Source organism: Halosegnis marinus, from assembly GCF_029338355.1.
GTDB classification, from domain to species: Archaea; Halobacteriota; Halobacteria; order Halobacteriales; family Haloarculaceae; genus Halosegnis; species Halosegnis marinus.
Genome location: NZ_CP119802.1, coordinates 1,095,528 through 1,112,948, shown reverse-complemented (window position 1 = coordinate 1,112,948; position 17,421 = coordinate 1,095,528). Strand labels below are relative to the sequence as shown.

Annotated in this window: 13 protein-coding genes; 6 read left to right on the top strand and 7 right to left on the bottom strand. The window is 71.0% G+C overall.

What is annotated here, in order from left to right; genetic code table 11:
- Positions 1-13: 13 nt before the first annotated feature.
- A complete protein-coding gene (locus tag P2T37_RS06220; protein WP_276235932.1) occupies positions 14-1,108 on the top strand; it encodes an aminotransferase class V-fold PLP-dependent enzyme in 1,095 nt (364 codons plus the stop codon).
- On the opposite strand, the gene alaS is transcribed toward P2T37_RS06220, so the two are convergent.
- Positions 1,105-3,882 (bottom strand): alanine--tRNA ligase, encoded by a 2,778-nt coding sequence (alaS, locus tag P2T37_RS06215; RefSeq protein ID WP_276235931.1) that lies wholly within the window; start codon positions 3,880-3,882, stop codon positions 1,105-1,107. The two genes, P2T37_RS06220 and alaS, sit on opposite strands and share 4 nt — an antisense overlap.
- Positions 3,883-4,258: 376 nt before the next feature.
- The gene (locus P2T37_RS06210; RefSeq protein ID WP_276235930.1) at positions 4,259-5,245 is read right to left on the bottom strand and encodes a replication factor C small subunit; all 987 of its coding nucleotides are present in this window, start codon (positions 5,243-5,245) and stop codon (positions 4,259-4,261) included.
- A 132-nt stretch (positions 5,246-5,377) separates the two neighbouring features.
- Here P2T37_RS06210 and P2T37_RS06205 point away from each other — a divergent pair, with 132 nt between their 5' ends.
- The 3 genes from P2T37_RS06205 to P2T37_RS06195 all read left to right on the top strand — a co-directional run bounded on the left by P2T37_RS06205 (position 5,378) and on the right by P2T37_RS06195 (position 7,079).
- Positions 5,378-6,382: a bactofilin family protein gene (locus P2T37_RS06205; RefSeq protein WP_276235929.1), complete on the top strand. Its 1,005-nt coding sequence runs from the start codon at positions 5,378-5,380 to the stop codon at positions 6,380-6,382.
- Between the two features lie 64 nt (positions 6,383-6,446).
- Positions 6,447-6,647 (top strand): ubiquitin-like small modifier protein SAMP2, encoded by a 201-nt coding sequence (gene samp2, locus P2T37_RS06200; RefSeq protein ID WP_276235928.1) that lies wholly within the window; start codon positions 6,447-6,449, stop codon positions 6,645-6,647.
- 57 nt (positions 6,648-6,704) lie between these two features.
- Positions 6,705-7,079, top strand: coding sequence for a GNAT family N-acetyltransferase (locus P2T37_RS06195; RefSeq protein WP_276235927.1), 375 nt, complete (start codon positions 6,705-6,707; stop codon positions 7,077-7,079).
- Here P2T37_RS06195 and P2T37_RS06190 read toward each other — a convergent pair.
- From P2T37_RS06190 to P2T37_RS06170, 5 genes are all read right to left on the bottom strand, one after another.
- Entirely contained in the window at positions 7,076-8,449 is a 1,374-nt protein-coding gene (locus P2T37_RS06190) for a phosphoglucomutase/phosphomannomutase family protein (protein WP_276235926.1), read from the bottom strand. The genes P2T37_RS06195 and P2T37_RS06190 overlap by 4 nt on opposite strands.
- A gap of 43 nt (positions 8,450-8,492) precedes the next feature.
- Complete coding sequence (locus P2T37_RS06185; protein ID WP_276235925.1) at positions 8,493-10,859, bottom strand: DEAD/DEAH box helicase; 2,367 nt, start codon at positions 10,857-10,859, stop codon at positions 8,493-8,495.
- A 45-nt stretch (positions 10,860-10,904) separates the two neighbouring features.
- Positions 10,905-12,314, bottom strand: a complete 1,410-nt coding sequence (locus P2T37_RS06180; protein WP_276235924.1) for an MATE family efflux transporter — start codon at positions 12,312-12,314, stop codon at positions 10,905-10,907.
- An 82-nt stretch (positions 12,315-12,396) separates the two neighbouring features.
- On the bottom strand, positions 12,397-15,039 hold the full coding sequence (gene leuS, locus P2T37_RS06175) for a leucine--tRNA ligase (RefSeq protein WP_276235923.1): 2,643 nt from the start codon (positions 15,037-15,039) through the stop codon (positions 12,397-12,399).
- A 67-nt stretch (positions 15,040-15,106) separates the two neighbouring features.
- Entirely contained in the window at positions 15,107-16,474 is a 1,368-nt protein-coding gene (locus P2T37_RS06170; protein WP_276235922.1) for a hemolysin family protein, read from the bottom strand.
- A gap of 116 nt (positions 16,475-16,590) precedes the next feature.
- On the opposite strand from P2T37_RS06170, the gene P2T37_RS06165 reads away from it, so the two are divergent.
- Both P2T37_RS06165 and P2T37_RS06160 read left to right on the top strand, forming a co-directional pair.
- On the top strand, positions 16,591-16,893 hold the full coding sequence (locus P2T37_RS06165) for a glutaredoxin family protein (RefSeq protein ID WP_276235921.1): 303 nt from the start codon (positions 16,591-16,593) through the stop codon (positions 16,891-16,893).
- Positions 16,894-17,406, top strand: coding sequence for a redoxin domain-containing protein (locus tag P2T37_RS06160; RefSeq protein ID WP_276235920.1), 513 nt, complete (start codon positions 16,894-16,896; stop codon positions 17,404-17,406).
- The last annotated feature ends 15 nt before the right edge of the window (positions 17,407-17,421 follow it).

Below are 17,421 nucleotides of genomic sequence, written 5' to 3'. Positions count from 1 at the left end.
CCCATTCCGGCGTATGGACCCGGCCACGCTTCGCGACGACATCCCCGCTATCGCGGACGGCAGCGTCTACCTGAACACAGGGGCCAGCGGCCCCGCGCCGACGCGTGTCCTCGACGCGGCCGACGCCGCCCAGCGCGCCCACGAGACCGAGGCCCACCGCGGCAACCCCTACCCCGACGCGTGGGACGCCTACGACGAGTCGCGCGCCGCGATCGCCGGCCTGCTCGGGGCCGCCCCCGACGAGGTCGCGCTCACCAACTCCACGGCGGACGGCATCTCCCGCGTCGCCAACGCCGTCGACTGGGAGCGCGGGGACACCGTCGTCCGCACCGACCTCGAACACCCGGCCGGCGTGCTCCCGTTCGAGCGCCTCGCCCCCGACGGCGTGACCACCCGCGTCGTCCCCGCGCCCGAGGGCCGCCTCGACCGGGAGGCGTACGCCGACGCCGTCGCGGACGCGCGGTTCGTCGTCCTCTCCTCGCTGTCGTGGCTCCACGGGACGCGGCTCCCCGTGCGCGAGGCCGTCGAGACGGCCCACGACGCGGGCGCGTTCGTCCTCGTGGACGCCGTCCAGTCCGTCGGCCACCACCCGGTCGACGTGCACGAGTGGGGGGCGGACGCCGTCGCCGCCGCCGGCCACAAGTGGCTGCTCGGGGTGTGGGGGGCGGGCTTCCTCCACGTCGCGCCCGACGCCCTCGACGCGCTCGAACCCCGCCACGTCGGCTACCGCTCCGTCCCCAAGGGCGCGGAGTCGGTCGAGTACCACCCCACCGCCGCGCGCTTCGAGGTCGGTACACAGTCGCTCGCGCCCCACGCGGCGCTGCGCGAGGCCATCGAAATCCGGGAGGAACTCGGAGCGGGGGTCGTCACCGACCGCATCGACGCGCTCGCGGGGCGACTGGCCGAGGGCCTCGGCGACCGCCTCGCCTTCCCCGGCCCGCCGGAGTCGGGGCTGGTGACGTTCGACGACCCCGCCCCCGAGGAGACGGTCGAGCGACTCGCGGACGAGGGTATCCACGTCAGAACCGTCCCCGGCGACCGGGTCCGCGCCTCCGTCCACGTCTTCAACACCGAGGGCGACGTGGACGCGCTGCTCGCCGCGCTCTAGGCGTCGACCTTCTCGCGCAGCAGGTCGGGCGTCTTCGCCAGCGCGTCGTCGAGCTTCGAGGCGTCGGGGCCGCCGCCCTGCGCGAAGTCCGGCGGGCCGCCGCCGCCCCCGCCCACCTCGCGGGCGAGTTCGCCGACCACCTCGCCGGCGTTGAGGTCCACGCCGTCGGGAACCGCGACGACGAACGTGGCGCCGTCCAGCCCCGAGCCGAGCACCGCGACGGAGCCCTCCGCGACCAGCGCGTTCGCGGTCTTGCGGAGTTCGTCCATGTCGCCGTCGAGCCGGCGGACGACGGCCGTCGCGTCGCCGAGGTCGACCTCCTCGCCGTCGTCGGCCCCGGCGGCGCGCGCCTCCGCCAGCTGCTCTTTCAGCTCGTCGATGCGCTTGCCCCGCTCCTTCCACTCGGTGAAGAACCGCTCGGCCGTCGCGGGCAGCTCCATCGGGTCCACGTCGAGCGTCGCGGCGGCGTCGTACAGCGCGTCCTCCGTGTGCTGGGTCGCCTCCACCGCGGCGTCGCCCGCGGCGAACTGGATGCGCTCGACGCCGTCCTGGACGCGCTCGGTGGCGAGCACCTTGATGAGGCCGATGTCGCCGGTGCGGTTCACGTGGGTGCCGGCGCAGGCCTGCACGTCCTCCGCGACGTGGACGAGGCGTATCTCCTCGCCCGGCGGAATCCCGCCCTGGAACAGGTCGAAGCCGTGCTTCGCCTGCGCGTCGTTGCGGTGGACCCACTCGTTCTTGACCGAGACGTTGTCGCGGACGATGTCGTTGGCGACCCGCTCGATGCGCTTCACCTGCTCGCGGGTGACCCGGTCGTAGTGGGCCACGTCGAGCCGCGAGGACTCGACGCCCTTCTGGGCGCCGGCCTGCCGGACGTGCTCGCCAAGCACCTCGCGGGCCGCGTGGCCGACGACGTGCGTCGCGGTGTGGTGGGCCATCAGCCGCCGGCGCCGCGTCGCGTCTATCTGTCCGCGCACGAACTCGCCCTTGCCGGGCTTCTCGTCCGTGCGGTGGAGGACGACGCCGTCGCGCTCCTGCACGTCGGTCACCTCGACCGTCGCGTCTTCCGTCGAGAGCGTCCCGGTGTCCGCGGGCTGGCCGCCGCCCTCGGGGTAGAACATCGTCTGGTCGAGGACGACGTCGTAGCCGTCCTCGCGCTCGATGACGTCGAGGACGACGGCCTCGAACTGCGTCCGGTCGCCGTCCTCGTAGAACAGCTTGTCCGTGTCCGGGAGGTCGGCGATGCGCTCGGCCGCGTCGTCCGCCTCCTCGTCGTCGAACGCCTCCTCGCCGCCGTGGCGCGCCGCGACCAGCGAGTAGAAGTCGTCGGGTATCTCCACCTCGGCGCCGGCCTCGGCCGCTATCTCCTCGACCATGTCCGGCTGGATGCCGTGGGAGTCGTACAGCTCGATGACCTCCGAGAGCGGAATCGGCTCGCCCGTGCCCGCGTACTCCTCGGCCAGCCGCTCGACCTGTCGGCCGCCGCGTTCGAGCGTCTCGCGGTACTTCTCGACCTCGGTGCGGACGATGTCGCGTATCGTGTCGCGGTTCTCGTAGCCGAGCCGCTCGGCCTGCATGTCCACGAGTTCGTCGAGCGGCGCGTCCACGCCGACGGTGTCGACCAGCCGCTTCGTCCGGCGGAGCACCATCCGCGCGAGGTAGCCCGTTCCGACGTTCGACGGGACGATGCCGTCGCCGAACATGTACGCCATCGTCCGGCAGTGGTCCGCGACGGCGTAGATGGTTTCGAGCGGCTCCATCAGCGCCTCCAGCTCGGCGCGTTCGACGCCGAGTTCGGCCGCGATGTCGCCGCGGGCCGTCTCCATGTCCTCGGCCTCGTCGATGTCCATCGCGCCCGCGAGCGTCGCGGCGCGGTTCACGAGGTCGGCCTCGTCGGCGTCGAGTTCGATGCCCGCGTTCTCCTTCAGGAAGTCGATGGCCTCGGGGTAGACCGCCTCGTACACCGTCGGGGTCCCCTGGCTCATCCACGTCCACCGCTCCAGCCCGTACCCCGTGTCCACGATGTAGGTGTCCATCTCGGAGTACGTGTTGCCGTCCTTCAGCTCGTACTCGCCCTCGGGGTCCTGCTCGTACTTCATGAAGACGAGCGTCGCCAGCTCCGCGCCCTTGTAGATGACCTCGATGGCCGGGCCGGCGTTGCCGCCGCCCACCCACGGGTCCTCGATGTAAACGAGTTCGGAGAGGTCCGCGCCGAGCGACTCGAACAGCTGGTCGCAGTACGCGACCGTCTCGGACTTCCAGTACACCTCGCCGGAGTAGGCGTACCGGTCGCCGACCTCCTCCTTCGCGTTGAACGCGTGGTGGGCCATCATCTCGAAGGCCATCGTGTGCCGGCCCGTCTTCCCGACGTTGTCGATGTCCTGCATCCGGATGCAGGGCTGGGAGATGGTGAGCGGGTTCGCCGGCGGCGGCGTCTTCCCGGAGGTGACGAGCGGCTGGAAGTCGTAGATGGACGCCTGCGTCAGGAGGACGTCGTCGCGCCAGCGGTTCGCGGCCACCGGGTACGGCTCGATGCGCTCGTGGCCGTGTTCCTCGAAGAAGGCGAGGAAGGCCTCGCGCATCTCCTCCAGGGTGTACTGCTCGTCGAAGCCGGGGTCGCCGATGAAGTCGTACGTCTCGCAGGGGGGCTCGCCGCACGTCTCGCGCCCCTCGTCGCGGCTCCAGAAGTGGGCGCCGCAGGAGACGCACTCCGACCGCGTGAACCCGTTCTCGTGGAAGTAGTCGAGTTCGTATTCGGCGGTGAGATCGCTCATTACCCCGGACCAGCGGAGCGCGGTGCAAAAGCGTTCCGAAGGTTCACGTCGGGCGATTTCGGGGAGTACGGCCGTCCGCTTACGCCGCCGTTACTCCCCGACTCGACGGTTACCACGGAGCCATATACCGGGGGCGTGTACGCCCGGGCGGGAACGGTCACACGCTCCGACCTTCCCGCCCCCGCGTGCACACCGCGGGGTTTCTCTCACTCGTCGTCCAGCGACAGCGACGCCAGCAGCGCCTCCAGTTGCACCTGCACGTGCACCTTTTTCGTCGTCGGGTGGCGTCGCCACCGCTCCTCGAAAAATCTGCACCGAAAAAGCCGGACCCTCGCGTCGCTCGGCCCCGGTGAACGCCGCGCTCCGCGCGCCGATGCTACTCGTCGTCCAGCGACAGCGACGCCAGCAGCGCCTCCAGTTGCACCTGCTCGTTCGCGCCCGCGGTGATGCGGTAGTCGGCTTCCCCTATCCTGTCCATCAGCCGGACGGCCTCGCGGTCCGTGAGGTCGAACTCCCACACCGAGCGGTGGAGCTGGTCGACGATGTCGCCGCCCGCGATGCCCACGTCCGTGAGCAGGGTGTCGAGCCGCGCCCGCGACTGCGCGAAGTCGCCGTCCAGCGCCAGCTCAACCATCTCCCGTATCTCCTCGGGGCGGGCCGTCGCGGTGATGGCGAAGACGGCCTCCTCGTCCACCGTGTCGTCCATGACGGCCGCGGCCTGCAGGCCGTTGATGGCCTTGCGCATGTCGCCGTCGGCGGCGTAGACGAGCGCCTCGACGCCGTCGTCCGTTATCTCGATGCCCTCGGCGGCGGCTATCTCGCGCACCTGCGCGGCGACGGCCTCGTCGGCCAGCGGCGAGAAGCGGAAGACGGCACACCGCGACTGGATGGGGTCGATGATCTGCGAGGAGTAGTTACACGAGAGGACGAAGCGGGTGTTGTTGGAGAACTGCTCCATCGTCCGGCGGAGCGCGGACTGGGCGTCCGAGGTGAGCGCGTCCGCCTCGTCGAGGAAGATGACCCGGTAGTCGTGGCCGCCGAACGACGAGCGCGCGAAGTTCTTGATGCGGTCGCGCACCACGTCGATGCCGCGCTGGTCGGAGGCGTTGAGTTCGAGGAAGTTCTCGCGCCAGTCGTCGCCGTACAGTTCCTTCGCGATGGCGACCGCGGAGGTGGTCTTGCCGACGCCGGCCGGCCCCGCGAACAGCAGGTGCGGCAGGTCGTTGCGCTCGATGTAGCTCGCCAGCCGCTCCGTGATGTGCTCGTGGCCCTTCACGTCGCCGAGCGACTGGGGCCGGTACTTCTCGATCCAGACCTCGCGGCCCCGGGCGCTCTCGGCGGCCTCCTCTGCGGCCTCGCTCATGTCCGAGGCGTGGCGTCGCCCCCGGATAAAGCTCCCGAGAACCCCCCGAGCGGGCCGCGAGACGGCACCGAGCTGACACGTGTCAGCACCCATACAGCGGTGTTTATTGCCGGTAACGTCGAAGCGCCGAGTATGAGTCGTCTCACCCGCATCGGGGCCGCGCTGCTCGCGGTCTGTGTCCTGTTGTCAGTCGCGGTCGCGCCCGTGGCGGCCGAGAGCCGCGTCGGCGACACCGTCGTCGTCGGCGCCGGCGAGACGATCGACGGCGACCTCGACGTGTTCGCCGGCACGGTCCTGATACGCGGCACCGTCACCGGCGACCTGAACGGCGCCGCGGGTAGCATCGTCGTCTCCGGCACGGTCGAGGGCGGCGTCAACGCCGCCGCCGGCACCGTCACCGTGACCGAGTCCGGCACCGTCGGCGGCGACCTCGCGGTCGGCGCGGGCACCCTCACCGTCGACGGGACCGTCCTCGGCGACGTGACCGCGGGCGCGGCGACCGTCGCGCTCGGGCCGGACGCGCGCATCGCGGGCGACCTGCGCTACGACCCGGACGCCGACCTCGTCGGCGACCGCGGCGCGGTCGAGGGGTCGCTCGTCGCGGACGACTCGCTCGGCTTCGACGCCGGCCCGGTCGTCCCGCCGGTCGTCTTCGATATCTACGGCCTGCTCGTCGGCCTCGTCGTCGGCGCGGTGCTGCTGTACGGCGCGCCCGGCTTCAGCGGCCGCGTCACCGACCTCGCGCTCGACAGCCCCCTGCGCGCGGGCGGCGTCGGCCTGCTCGCCGTCGTCGCGGCCCCGGTCGTCTTCCTGCTGCTGCTCGTGACGATAGTCGGCATTCCCCTGGCGCTCGTCGGCGCGGTCGTCTTCGGCCTGTTCGCGTGGGTCGGGTCGCTGTACGGCCGCCTCGTCGTCGGGACGTGGCTCGCCCGCGCGCTCGACCGCGAGGACTCCAGGGTCGTCGTGCTGTTCGCCGGCTTCCTCGCCGTCTTCGTCGCCGTCCAGGTCCCCGTCGTGGGCTGGCTCGTGAGCGCGCTCGTCGCGCTGCTCGGCCTCGGCGCGCTGGCGCTCGCGCTGTACGGCGCGCGCCGCAAGGGCGACGACACCTACACGCCCGCCATCCGGCCGGTCGCCTGAGCCTGACCCTGAGCCCGAGCGGCGGAACGCTCGTTTCTTCCCCGCCGCGCCCGACCCTCCGGGTATGCGCGTGGACTGCGAGGTGGTCGGCGAGGGGGTGGAGACGGTGACGCTCGACGCCGACGCCGACTACGGGGACCTGCTCGCGGCGCTCGGCTACTCCCGCCACGAGGCCACGGTGCTCGTCGGCGACAGCCCGGTCCCAGAGGACGCCCCCGTCGCGGCCGACGAGGTCCGCGTCCTCAGGCTCATCAAGGGCGGATAGCGGAACCCGCGGCCGCCGTCGCGGAGGTTTTCAACCCCGCCGCTCCTATCTCTCCCCATGAACGTCCGTGAGGCCCGACCCGACGAGCGCCTCGCGGTCCGGTCCATCTTCGACGTGGCGATGCTGCAGGTCCCCGACCTCCTCTCGATGGAACTGCTCGTCGCCGTCGAGGACGACCGGGTGCTCGGCGCGGCCGCCGTGGAGGCCGACGGCATCGGCGACCCCGGCGAGGTCCACGCCGTCGCGGTCCGGCCCCGCCGCCGCGGGCAGGGCATCGGCACCGCGCTCGTCGCCGCCGCCGAGGAGCGGTGGGACCCCGTCGTCGCGGAGTTCGACGAGCGCGTCCGGCCCTTCTACGACGCGCTCGACTTCGAGGTGGAGGCGACCGGGAACGGGCGGTTCCGCGGCGAGAAGCGTACCGACGCCGGCTAGACGAGCGATTTCACCAGGGCCTCGCCCTCCGCGAGGACGGCCTTCACGCGCCGCGTCGAGGAGGACTCCGCGTACACCCGGAGCTTCGGCTCCGTCCCGCTCGGCCGCACGAGGAGCCACGACCCGTCCGCGAGCAGGAGTTTGAAGCCGTCCACCGTCGCCACCCGCTCGACGCTCGCGCCCGCGACCGAGTCGGGTATCTCGCCCTCCAGCGCGTCGAGGACGGCCTCCTTCCGGTCGTCCGGGCAGTCCACGCTCACGCGGTCCTGTACCACCTCGCCGTGCTCGTCGAGCACCCGGCGGACGCGCTCGTCGAACGGTTCCGCGGCCTCCGCCGCCGCCGTGAGCAGCGCGAACGCGACCCCGTCCTTGTTCGGGAGGTGGCCCCGCAGGCCGAAGCCGCCCGACTCCTCGCCGCCGAGGAGCGCGTCGTGTTCGAGCATCGCCTCGGCGACCCACTTGAAGCCGACCGCCGTCTCGTGGGCCGTGTGGCCGTGTGCCTCGGCCACGCGGTCGATGAGGAACGTCGTGGAGACGGTTCGGACGGCGTCTCCCTCGTGCGATTCGAGCAGGTAGTCGTACAGCGCGGCGAAGTAGCGGTTCGGGTCGAGGTAGCCCCGGCCCGGCGTGACGACGCCGATGCGGTCGGCGTCGCCGTCGTTGGCGATACCGAGGTCCGCCTCGCCCGTCTCGACGGCGCGGACCAGGTCGCCGAGGCGCGTCCCCGTCGGCTCCGGCGGGGTGCCCCCGAACGTCGGGTCGCGGTCGCAGCGGAGGCGCACCACCTCCGCGCCGGCGCGTTCGAGCAGGCGGTCGGTCACCCCGCGCCCGGAGCCGTGCATCGCGTCGTACGCGACCGTCAGCCCGGAGAGGTCGGCGTCCGCGAGGCCGAGCGCGTGGTCGAGGTAGTCCCCGACGAGGTCCGTCTCGGTTACCGTCCCGTGCTCCGCCTCGGGGAGGGCTTCGGGCTCGCGGAGGTTCGCCTCTACGCGCCCCGTGACCGCCGGGAGGGCGGGCGCGCCCGTCTCGGGGAGGAACTTCACGCCGTTGTACTCCGGAGGGTTGTGGCTCGCCGTCACCATCAGCGCGCCCGCGAGGCCGCGCTCCCGGACGGTCCACGCGACCACGGGCGTCGGGGTGTCGCGCTCGGGGAGGATGCAGTCGAAGCCGTTCGCCGTCAGCACGTCGCACAGCGACTCGGCGAAGCCGCGCGAGGTCTCGCGGGCGTCGTAGCCGACGGCGACCGGCGCGTCGCGGCCCGCCGCGCGGAGGTAGTCCGCGACGGCCTGCCCGACGACCCGGACGCGCCCGTCGGTGAAGGTGTCGAGGGTGGCGCGCCACCCGTCGGTCCCGAACGCGATCTCGTCCATACCGGGCGTCGTTCCGGCGGCGAGAAAAAGCCTCGTAGTGCGGCTACTCCACCGCGACCGTCCGCGTCTCGCTCGTCGGGACGAGCGGGAGGTCCGCGAACGACACCTCGACCCGGAACTCCAGTTCGTCGGCGTCCGCGCCGAACACTCCCACCGGAAGCGTCGCGTCCCCGAGGTAGCGCGACTCCGAGGACATCTCGACCCCGTTGACCGTCACCCGTATCTCGGCGCGCGCGCCGCCGCCCCCGTTGCGGACGGTCACGTCGCACATCTCGCTGGTGCCGTGCGCGACGCTGCCGGGGAAGTCGCCCCACTCCACGGCGACGACGGGGAGGTCGCGCGCCTGTGCGAGCACGCGCTCGGCCAGCCCCTCCGAGAGCCCCGCCTCGACGAGGCCGGGGACGCCCGCGTCGACCACGTCCGCGGGGGTGGTGAGTCCCTCCGTCGCGAGCTTCTGGGCGCGGCCCTTCCCGACGCCGTCGATGGCCGTGAGGCCGACCGCCTCCGCGGAGATGCCGTTCTCGACGCGGGCCTCGGCGCGGCGGGCGACGTTCGCGGCCCGCGGCCCGGCGAAGCGGTCGAGGAACTCGCGCAGCGCCGCGAGCATCCGCAGCGCGTTCTGCCTGATGACCCACGCGTCCGACTGGAGTTCGCCGGGCGTGGTGCCGTCCATCGACGCGCGACAGATGGCGAGCACCTTCCGGTTGCCCGGCTCCATGTCGTCCCCCTCGGGCCCGAGGACGGCGCGGACCGCGTCGCGCTCGTCGCGCCGGGCGCTCACGCTGTCGAACTCCGCGGCGTTCGCGACCGCCCGCAACACGTCGCTCTCGGAGAGGTCGGCGCCGTCGGCGGCGGCGCGGTCGGCCAGCCGCTTGAACCCCTCCGCGGTCTCCAACCGGAGGTAGAACTTCGAGGCCAGCCGGCCGAGTGCCGTCCCCTCGACGCGGAGTTCCGAGTCCGTCTCCACGAACCCGGACTCCACGAGGTCCTGTAGGGTCTCGCGGACGCGCTCGCGGAGCTTCCCCCCGAAGCGGTACTGGTCGGGGGCGGACTGGGCGCGGACGTAGTAGAACGTCGTTTTCAGCCACGCCATCACGTCGTCGAGGTCCCGGATGGTCCCGAGCGCGATCTCCGCGTTGAGATGCGAGTCGAGTTCCCCCGCGAGCCGCGACTCTATCTCCTTGCCCTCGCGGAGGAGCCGCCGGTACTTGTCGGCGTCGCGGCCCTCACAGACGACGTAGGCGTACCCCTTGTCGTCGTAGCCGGGCCGGCCCGCGCGCCCGAGCATCTGGAGCACGTCGAGCGGGCTCATGTCCACCTCCCCTTCGAGGGGGTCGTGGAGCTTCGTGTCGCGGATGACGACACACCGCGCGGGGAGGTTGACGCCCCACGCCAGCGTCGAGGTGGAGAAGAGCAGTTGGACCTTCCCCTGCTTGAACCACTCCTCGACGGCGTTCTTGTCCTCCCGGGAGAGGCCGGCGTGGTGGAAGGCGACGCCGTCCACGACGGACTGGCGGAGCGTGTCGTTGCGCAGGTCCTGCGCGTCGGTGTGGAGGTCGTAGTCGCCGCGCGCGCCCATCTCCACGTCGCGCTCGGCGAGCACGTCGCGGGCCTTCTTCGCCGCCTGCACCGTGTCCTGCCGCGAGGAGACGAAGACGAGCGACTGCCCGCCGTCCTCGATGTGCGGCTGTGCGAGGTCGAGCGCGCGGTAGAGCCGCCGGTACTTGTCCTGGAAGGCGTTGTCGCCGTTCGCGTACGTCTCGACGCCCGCGTGGAGGGGAACGGGCCGGTACTCGTCGCCGAACTCGAAGGTACACTCGTCGGGGGCGTCGAGCCACGCGGCCACGTCCTCGACGTTCGGCATCGTCGCCGACAGCGCGACGACCCGCGGGTCGCAGAGCCGCCGGAGCCGCGAGACGGTCACTTCCAGCACCGCGCCGCGCTTCTCGGAGTCGAGCAGGTGGACCTCGTCGATGACACAGCAGTCCACGTCGGTGACGAACGCGTAGCGGTTCGTGTCGTGCTTCCGGGTCGCGGAGTCGGCCTTCTCCGGCGTCATCACGAGGATGTCGGCCCGCTCCGCGCGCCGGGGGTTCAGGTCGCGCTCGCCCGTCACGACGTAGACGGAGTAGCCCATCTCCTCGAAGCGGTCCCACTCGGCCTCCTTCTCGTTCGTCAGCGCGCGCAGGGGAGCGAGGAACAGCGCCGTGCCCCCCTCGGCGAGCGTCTTGCAGATAGCGAGTTCCGCGAGCGCGGTCTTGCCGCTGGCGGTGGGCGCGCTCACGACGACGTTGCCGTCGCGTTCGAGGACGGCCGGCAGCGCCGCCGACTGCATCCGGTTGAACTCGTCGAAGCCGAACGCGTCGGCGAACTCCGGAACGGCCTCCGCGACGCTGTACGTCGTTGCCACTACCGGCGACGAGGGGTGACCGACCAAAGGGATTGTCGTTCCGGGTCAGTCCGCGGCCGTGCCCGCGGCCCGGCGCATCATCCCGCCGTTCACCGAGCGGAGGTAGTACGCGCCGAGGCCGACGGCGACGACGACGTTCGAGACGGTGACGCCCCAGAACACCGCCTGCACGCCGAAGTCGAGCAGCAGCGCGCCGCCGACCCCGATGGGGAGCCGAACCGCGTAGAACTGCAGCACGGTGGAGACGAACGGCACCTTCGTGCGCCCGGTGCCGTTGAACCCCCCTTCGAGCATGTACGCCGCGCCGATGGCGGGGTAGCCGTAGGCGAGGATGGTGAGGTAGTCCACCGCGAAGCCGCGCGCGGTCCCGTCGAGCGTCGGGGCGAGCAGGTCCACGACGGCCCCCGGAACGAGCAACTGGACGACGCCGACGACGGTGAGCAGGCCGACGGCGATGGCGAACGCCACGCGGGTCGCCCGGTCGGCGCGGTCGGCCCGCTCGGCGCCGATGTTCTGCCCGACGACGCTCTGGAGCGCGTTCTTCAGTCCGCCCGCCGGGACGAACGAGACGCCCGCGACCCGCGCGCCGAGGTAGTAGGCCGCGACGCCCGCGCCGCCGCCCGCGAGGAAGGCGACGACGACCATCGCGAACCGCGCGACCTGCCGGGCGAGGTTCTGCCCGGCGATGGGCGCGCCCGTGTCGAGCAGGTCGCGCATCGTCGCGCGGTCCAGCCGCGCCTGCGCCCGCGAGAACAGCCCCGTCCCGCGCGAGGTACGGAGGACGACCAGCCCGAACAGCAGCCCCGCGCCCCAACTCGTCACCGTGGCGAGCGCCGCGCCCTGCACCTCCAGGCGCGGGAACGGCCCGTAGCCGAAGATGAGCAGCGGGTCCAGCGTCACGTTCACGAGGACCGGAACGACGTTCATGTACAGCGAGGTCTTCGAGTCGCCGTGGCCGATGTACACCATCTCCAGCACGTCCGAGACGACGGCGAGCGACAGGCCGAGGAATATCACGCGTAGGTAGGTCGTCGCGCTCTCCTCGACGTTCACGCCGCCACCGCCCGACTCCAGCCCCGCGAGGAAGCCGACCACCGGGTCGATGAACAGGAACGCGAGCACCCCCCCGACGACGGCGAGGACGGCCCCGAGCACCATCCCGTTGAACGCGGTCAGCCGTGCCGACTCGTCGTCGTCGCTCCCGACCCGCTGGGAGACGAGGACCTGGGTACCGACCATCGGCGCGTAAATCACCGCCGCGATGACGAGCGCGTAGAAGGAATCGGCGAGGCCGACCCCCGCGACCGCGTCGCCGCTCAGCCGGCCGAGCCAGAACAGGTCGATGACCGCCTCGCCAACGCGGACTAACCCCTGTGCCGCCAGCGGGGTGGCGAGGAACACCAGCGCCCGTGCGAGGTTCCCCTCCGTGATGTCCTCGGACGAGACGTCGAGCATACACGCGGTTTCCGACACCGCTCACATTAACTTTCGCAAAATCGGAGGCGGTTCGAAGTCCCCTGCGCCGCCCTGGAGGGTTCTACTCCGCGATGTCGATGGCGGGCCGCCCGGGTTCGGCCTTCCGGACCGTGTCGTCGTCGGCCTCGTCGGCCGTCAGCACGCGCACCTCGGCGTCGAACTCGCGTTCCAGCAGCCACGCGGCCCGCTCCAGCGCCTCGTGCTCGTGCTCGGGGGCCAGCGCGCGGGTCAACGCCTCCCGCTCGGCCTGCAGGTCCTGTCCGTACGACGCGGCGGCGTCGCCCTGCTCGCGTATCTCGTCGACGCCCATTATCTCGGAGATGACGTTCGGGGCGTCCGACTCTATCGCTATCTCCAGCGCGCGGTGCTTCCACGCGGGGGTGACGACCACGTCGATGCGCGTCGGGTCCTCGATACCCGCGACCTCGACGATGTCGCGCACGTCCTCGCGGGTGTTCTCCACCAGCCGCCGCCGGGCGTCGGCGTCGCTCGTGTCGCCCTCGGGTTCGGGCCACGCGGCGTCGACGACCATACCCTCACCGTCGAGCTCGTCCCACAGCTCCTCCGCGATGTGGGGCGCGACCGGGGCCAGCAGTTTCACGACGGCGCGCAGGGCGCGCTCGACGGTCGCGCGGTGGGGCGCGTCCGCGAACTCGACGTAGCCGCGCACTGTCCGGGCCAGTTCCTGCGCCTCGCGCACGGCGGTGTTGAACGTCAGGTCGTCGTACTCGCGGCGCGCGATGTCGACGACCGCGTCCGTCTCGTCGGCGACGTAGGCGGCCGCGGCGTCGCGCTCGCCCGCCCCGCCGGGTATCTCGCCGGTCACGTCCTCGTACAGGCGGTCCAGGAACGCCCGCGTCGAGCGGACGCCCTCGTCGGTCCAGTCGAAGGCGCGTTCCGGCTGGGCGGCCTGCATGATGAACAGGCGGGCCGTGTCCGCGCCGTACGACTCGACGATCTCCTGCGGGGAGACGACGTTCCCCTTCGACTTCGACATCTTCGAGCCGTCCAGCCGGACCATCCCCTGCGCCAGCAGGTTCTCGAACGGCTCGCGGTGCTCTAACCCCTCCTCGTCGGCCAGCACCTTGGTGAAGAAGCGCGCGTACAGCAGGTGCATCACGGCGTGTTCGTCGCCGCCGACGTAGTGGTCCACCGGCATCCAGTCGTTCGCGCGCCCGGTGTCGAACGGCGCGTCCGCCAGGTCGGGCGAGACGTACCGCAGGAAGTACCACGAGGAGTCCACGAAGGTGTCCATCGTGTCCGTCTCGCGGGTCGCGTCGCCGCCGCAGTCGGGACAGGTCGTCGCCTTCCACTCCTCGGCCGCGTCCAGCGGGTTCCCGGTCGTGTTGATGAACTCCGGCAGTTCGACCGGCAGGTCCTCCTCGGGCACCAGGACGGGGCCGCAGTCGTCGCAGTGGACGACCGGGATGGGGGTCCCCCAGTAGCGCTGGCGGGAGATACCCCAGTCGCGCAGGCGGTACTGCGTCGTCGCCTCGGCGCCCTCGGTGTCGGCCGTGATGGCCTCGCGGGCGTCCTCGCTCGTCAGGCCGGAGTAGTCGCCGCTGTCGACGACGACGCCGTCCTCCGTGTAGGCGGACTCCGAGACGTCCGGCACGTCCTCGGCGCTCGGCGCGACGACGGGAACGATGTCGATGCCCAGTTTCTCCGCGAAGGCGTGGTCGCGCTCGTCGTGGCCGGGGACGCCCATCAGCGCGCCCGTGCCCACGTCCGAGAGGACGAAGTCCGCGACGAAGACGGGCAGATCCTCGCCCGTCACGGGGTTCGTCGCCGTCAGGTCCGTCGCCACGCCGTTCGGCTCGTCGCCGTCCGGGTCGGCCTCCTCCTCGACGAACCGGCGCACGCCCTCGTCGCGCTCGGCGACCGCGCGCGATATCTCGTGGTCCGGGGCCAAAGCGAAGAACGTCGCGCCGAAGGCCGTGTCGGCGCGCGTGGTGAACGCCTCGACCGTCCGCTCGCCGTCGGGGGCGTCGACGCGGAAGGGCAGACGCGTCCCCTCCTGGCGACCGATCCAGTTGCGCTGCATCTGGCGGACGGAGTCGGGCCACCCCTCCAGCCGGTCGATGTCGTCCAGCAGTTCGTCGGCGTACTCCGTAATTTTCAGGAACCACTGGTCCAGTTCGCGCTGCTCGACGGGGGTGTCACACCGCCAGCACAGTTCCGCCTCGCCCTCCACCTGCTCGTCCGCCAGCACCGTCTCGCAGGAGGGACACCAGTTCACCTCGGACTCGTCGCGCTCGACGAGGCCGGCGTCGTGGAAGCGGGAGAACAGCCACTGGTTCCACCGGTAGTACTCCGGGACGCAGGTCGTCACCTCCCGGTCCCAGTCGTAGCCGAATCCCATCGACTCCATCTGGCCGCGCATCGTGTCGATGCAGTCGAACGTCCAGTCGCGGGGGTTCGAGTCGCGCTCCTTCGCGGCGTTCTCGGCGGGGAGGCCGAACGCGTCCCACCCCATCGGGTGGAGCACGTCGTCGCCGCACATCCGGCGGAAGCGCGCGTACGCGTCGGTGATAGTGTAGTTCCGGACGTGGCCCATGTGCAGTTGCCCCGAGGGGTAGGGGTACATCCCCAGCACGTACGTCGGGTCCTCGGCGTCGTCGGGCGTGCGGTAGGCGTCGGCCTCGTCCCACCGGTCCTGCCAGCGTCGTTCGACCGCGGTGTGGTCGTAACCGTCGTCGCTCATAGAAACTCCGTTACCTGCGAGAGCGGCGGTTCGGCCCTTAACGTTTCCATCTGACAGCCGCGGGCTGTCAGTCCTCGGCCTCGATGGCCCCTTCCTCCTCCTCGTCGTCCTCCTCGGGGAACCGCGTGACGCGCGCCTTCAGGATACGGGTGTTCTCGACCTCCTCGACGCGTATCTCGACGTTCTCGTAGGTGATGACCTCCCCCTCCTCGACGAGGCGGCCGGCGCGGTTGAAGATGAAGCCGGCGATGGTCTCGAACTCCTCGCCCTCGGGGAGCTCTATCTCGAGCTTCTCGTTGACGTCCTCGATGTTCACCTCGCCGCGGACCAGCGCCGTGTCGTCGTCGGTGAACTCGATGGGCTCCTCCTCGCCGCCCTCGAGTATCTCGCCGACGATCTCCTCGGTGAGGTCCTCCATCGTGAGCAGCCCCTCCGTCGTCCCGAACTCGTCGATGACGATGACGAGCGGCGTCCGGTTCTCGCGCATCTCCTTCAGCAGCTCGTCGACGTTCTTCGACTCGGGGACGTGGAGTATCGGTTCGATGACGGCGTCGAGGTCGAGTTCCTCGTGTTCCCCGTAGTTCAGGTCGCGCACGAGGTCGCGGATGTGGACGACGCCGACCACGTTGTCGAGGCTCCCCTCGTAGACGGGGAGGCGGGCGTGGCCCGACTGGATACACGTCTCGATGGCCTCGGCGGCGTCGGCCTCGACGGGGATGGCCGTCATGTCGAGCCGCGGGGTCATCACCTCCTTGGCGATGGTGTTGTTGAACCGGAAGACGCGCTGGAACATCTCGCGCTCGTCCTCCTCGATGACGCCCTCGCGCTCGCCGGTCTCGATGATGTCGCGTATCTCCTCGCGGGTGACGTAGGAGGTCTCGATGGCCGACCGGCCGCCCGTGACCTTGTTGACGATGCGGGTGAGGTGGTCGAACAGGACGATGAGCGGTAGGAGGACGTACTCGGCTATCTTCAGGGGGCGGGCGACCCGCAGCGACCACGACTCGGTGTTCTCGACGGCGTAGCTCTTGGGCGCCGACTCGCCGAACAGCAGCACGAGCGCCGTGATGCCGAACGTCGCGGCGATGACGGCCTGCCCCTGCGTGAGGAACACCGCGAACAGCCCCGTGGCGATGGACGACATCGCGATGTTGACGATGTTGTTGCCGACGAGGATGGTGATGAGCAGGCGGTGGGGGTCGTCGCGCAGTTCCTTCAGCGTCCCCGCCCCCCGGACGCCGTCCTCGGCGAGCGACTCGACGCGGTGGCTGGCGAGCGAGAACAGCGCTATCTCGGAGGAGGAGAAGAACGCCGACAGCACGATGAGGAAGGCGATGACGGCGGCGCCGAGCCCGACGAACGCCGGCTCGCTCAATCCGAAGGGGACCTCGGAGCCGGCCTGTGCGACCACCGCCGTCGAAGCTACTGCACCCATTATTCAGACTGTGGAGCGTTGCCGGGGGAGGGGATTAAGGGTTCTGTCTCTCCCGCCGGAAACGCCGGATTACCACGGGCGATACGCTTACGGAGCGAACGGGCGTACGCCGGCGTATGTCCGAACCCGTCACGCTGTACCGGCTACAGGGATGCCCGTTCTGCGAGCGCGTCGTCCGGTCGCTCCAGGACCACGGCGTCGAGTACGAGTCGCGGTTCGTCGAGGCGCGCCACTCCCGCCGGGACGCCGTCAAGCGCGTCTCCGGCTCCCGAACCGTCCCGGCCGTCGTGGACCCGAACACCGGCGTCACGATGTCGGAGTCGGCCAACATCGTCGAGTACGTCGAGGGGACCTACGGCCAGCGCGAGGGCGAGAAGGTCCGCACCGACGGCGGGACCCGCGAACGAGGTGGCGAGTAGATGGACTTCGACGTCATCGAGTTCGAGGAGACGGAGCACGTCGGCCCCGGCGACGAGGCGCCCGACTTCACCCGCCCGCTCGTCAACGACGAGTACTGGCAGGACGCGTCGCTCTCCGACCTCGCCGAGGACGACCCCGTCCTGCTCGTCTTCCACCCGATGGACGGCGACTTCCCGGCGACGTACATCTGGCAGGAGATACGCGACCGCGAGTGGCTCGACTACGACGCGGAGCTCGTGGGGCTGTCCATCTCGACGCCGTACGAGCACAAGACGTTCATCCGCGACTGGCGCGACTTCGACGACTTCCGGTTCTTCTCCGACCCGGCCAACGGCGTCGCGGAGGCGTACGGCATCGTCCACGACCTCGACGGGATGGCGGGCGTCGCGGAGCCGAAGCCGGCCGTCTACCTGATAAACGAGGACATGACCGTCGAGTGGGCGTGGGTCGCCGAGGAGTGGCCCGACTTCCCGCCGTACGACGCGATAGAGGACGAACTCGCGGACCTGTAGCGTGGCCGACGACCC

Bases quoted from the DNA above. Each gene is read 5' to 3' on its own strand.
- P2T37_RS06220 (WP_276235932.1), top strand. From the start codon at position 14: ATGGACCCGGCCACGCTTCGCGACGACATCCCCGCTATCGCGGACGGC.
- alaS (WP_276235931.1), bottom strand. From the start codon at position 3,882: ATGAGCGATCTCACCGCCGAATACGAACTCGACTACTTCCACGAGAAC.
- P2T37_RS06210 (WP_276235930.1), bottom strand. From the start codon at position 5,245: ATGAGCGAGGCCGCAGAGGAGGCCGCCGAGAGCGCCCGGGGCCGCGAG.
- P2T37_RS06205 (WP_276235929.1), top strand. From the start codon at position 5,378: ATGAGTCGTCTCACCCGCATCGGGGCCGCGCTGCTCGCGGTCTGTGTC.
- samp2 (WP_276235928.1), top strand. From the start codon at position 6,447: ATGCGCGTGGACTGCGAGGTGGTCGGCGAGGGGGTGGAGACGGTGACG.
- P2T37_RS06195 (WP_276235927.1), top strand. From the start codon at position 6,705: ATGAACGTCCGTGAGGCCCGACCCGACGAGCGCCTCGCGGTCCGGTCC.
- P2T37_RS06190 (WP_276235926.1), bottom strand. From the start codon at position 8,449: ATGGACGAGATCGCGTTCGGGACCGACGGGTGGCGCGCCACCCTCGAC.
- P2T37_RS06180 (WP_276235924.1), bottom strand. From the start codon at position 12,314: ATGCTCGACGTCTCGTCCGAGGACATCACGGAGGGGAACCTCGCACGG.
- leuS (WP_276235923.1), bottom strand. From the start codon at position 15,039: ATGAGCGACGACGGTTACGACCACACCGCGGTCGAACGACGCTGGCAG.
- P2T37_RS06170 (WP_276235922.1), bottom strand. From the start codon at position 16,474: ATGGGTGCAGTAGCTTCGACGGCGGTGGTCGCACAGGCCGGCTCCGAG.
- P2T37_RS06165 (WP_276235921.1), top strand. From the start codon at position 16,591: ATGTCCGAACCCGTCACGCTGTACCGGCTACAGGGATGCCCGTTCTGC.
- P2T37_RS06160 (WP_276235920.1), top strand. From the start codon at position 16,894: ATGGACTTCGACGTCATCGAGTTCGAGGAGACGGAGCACGTCGGCCCC.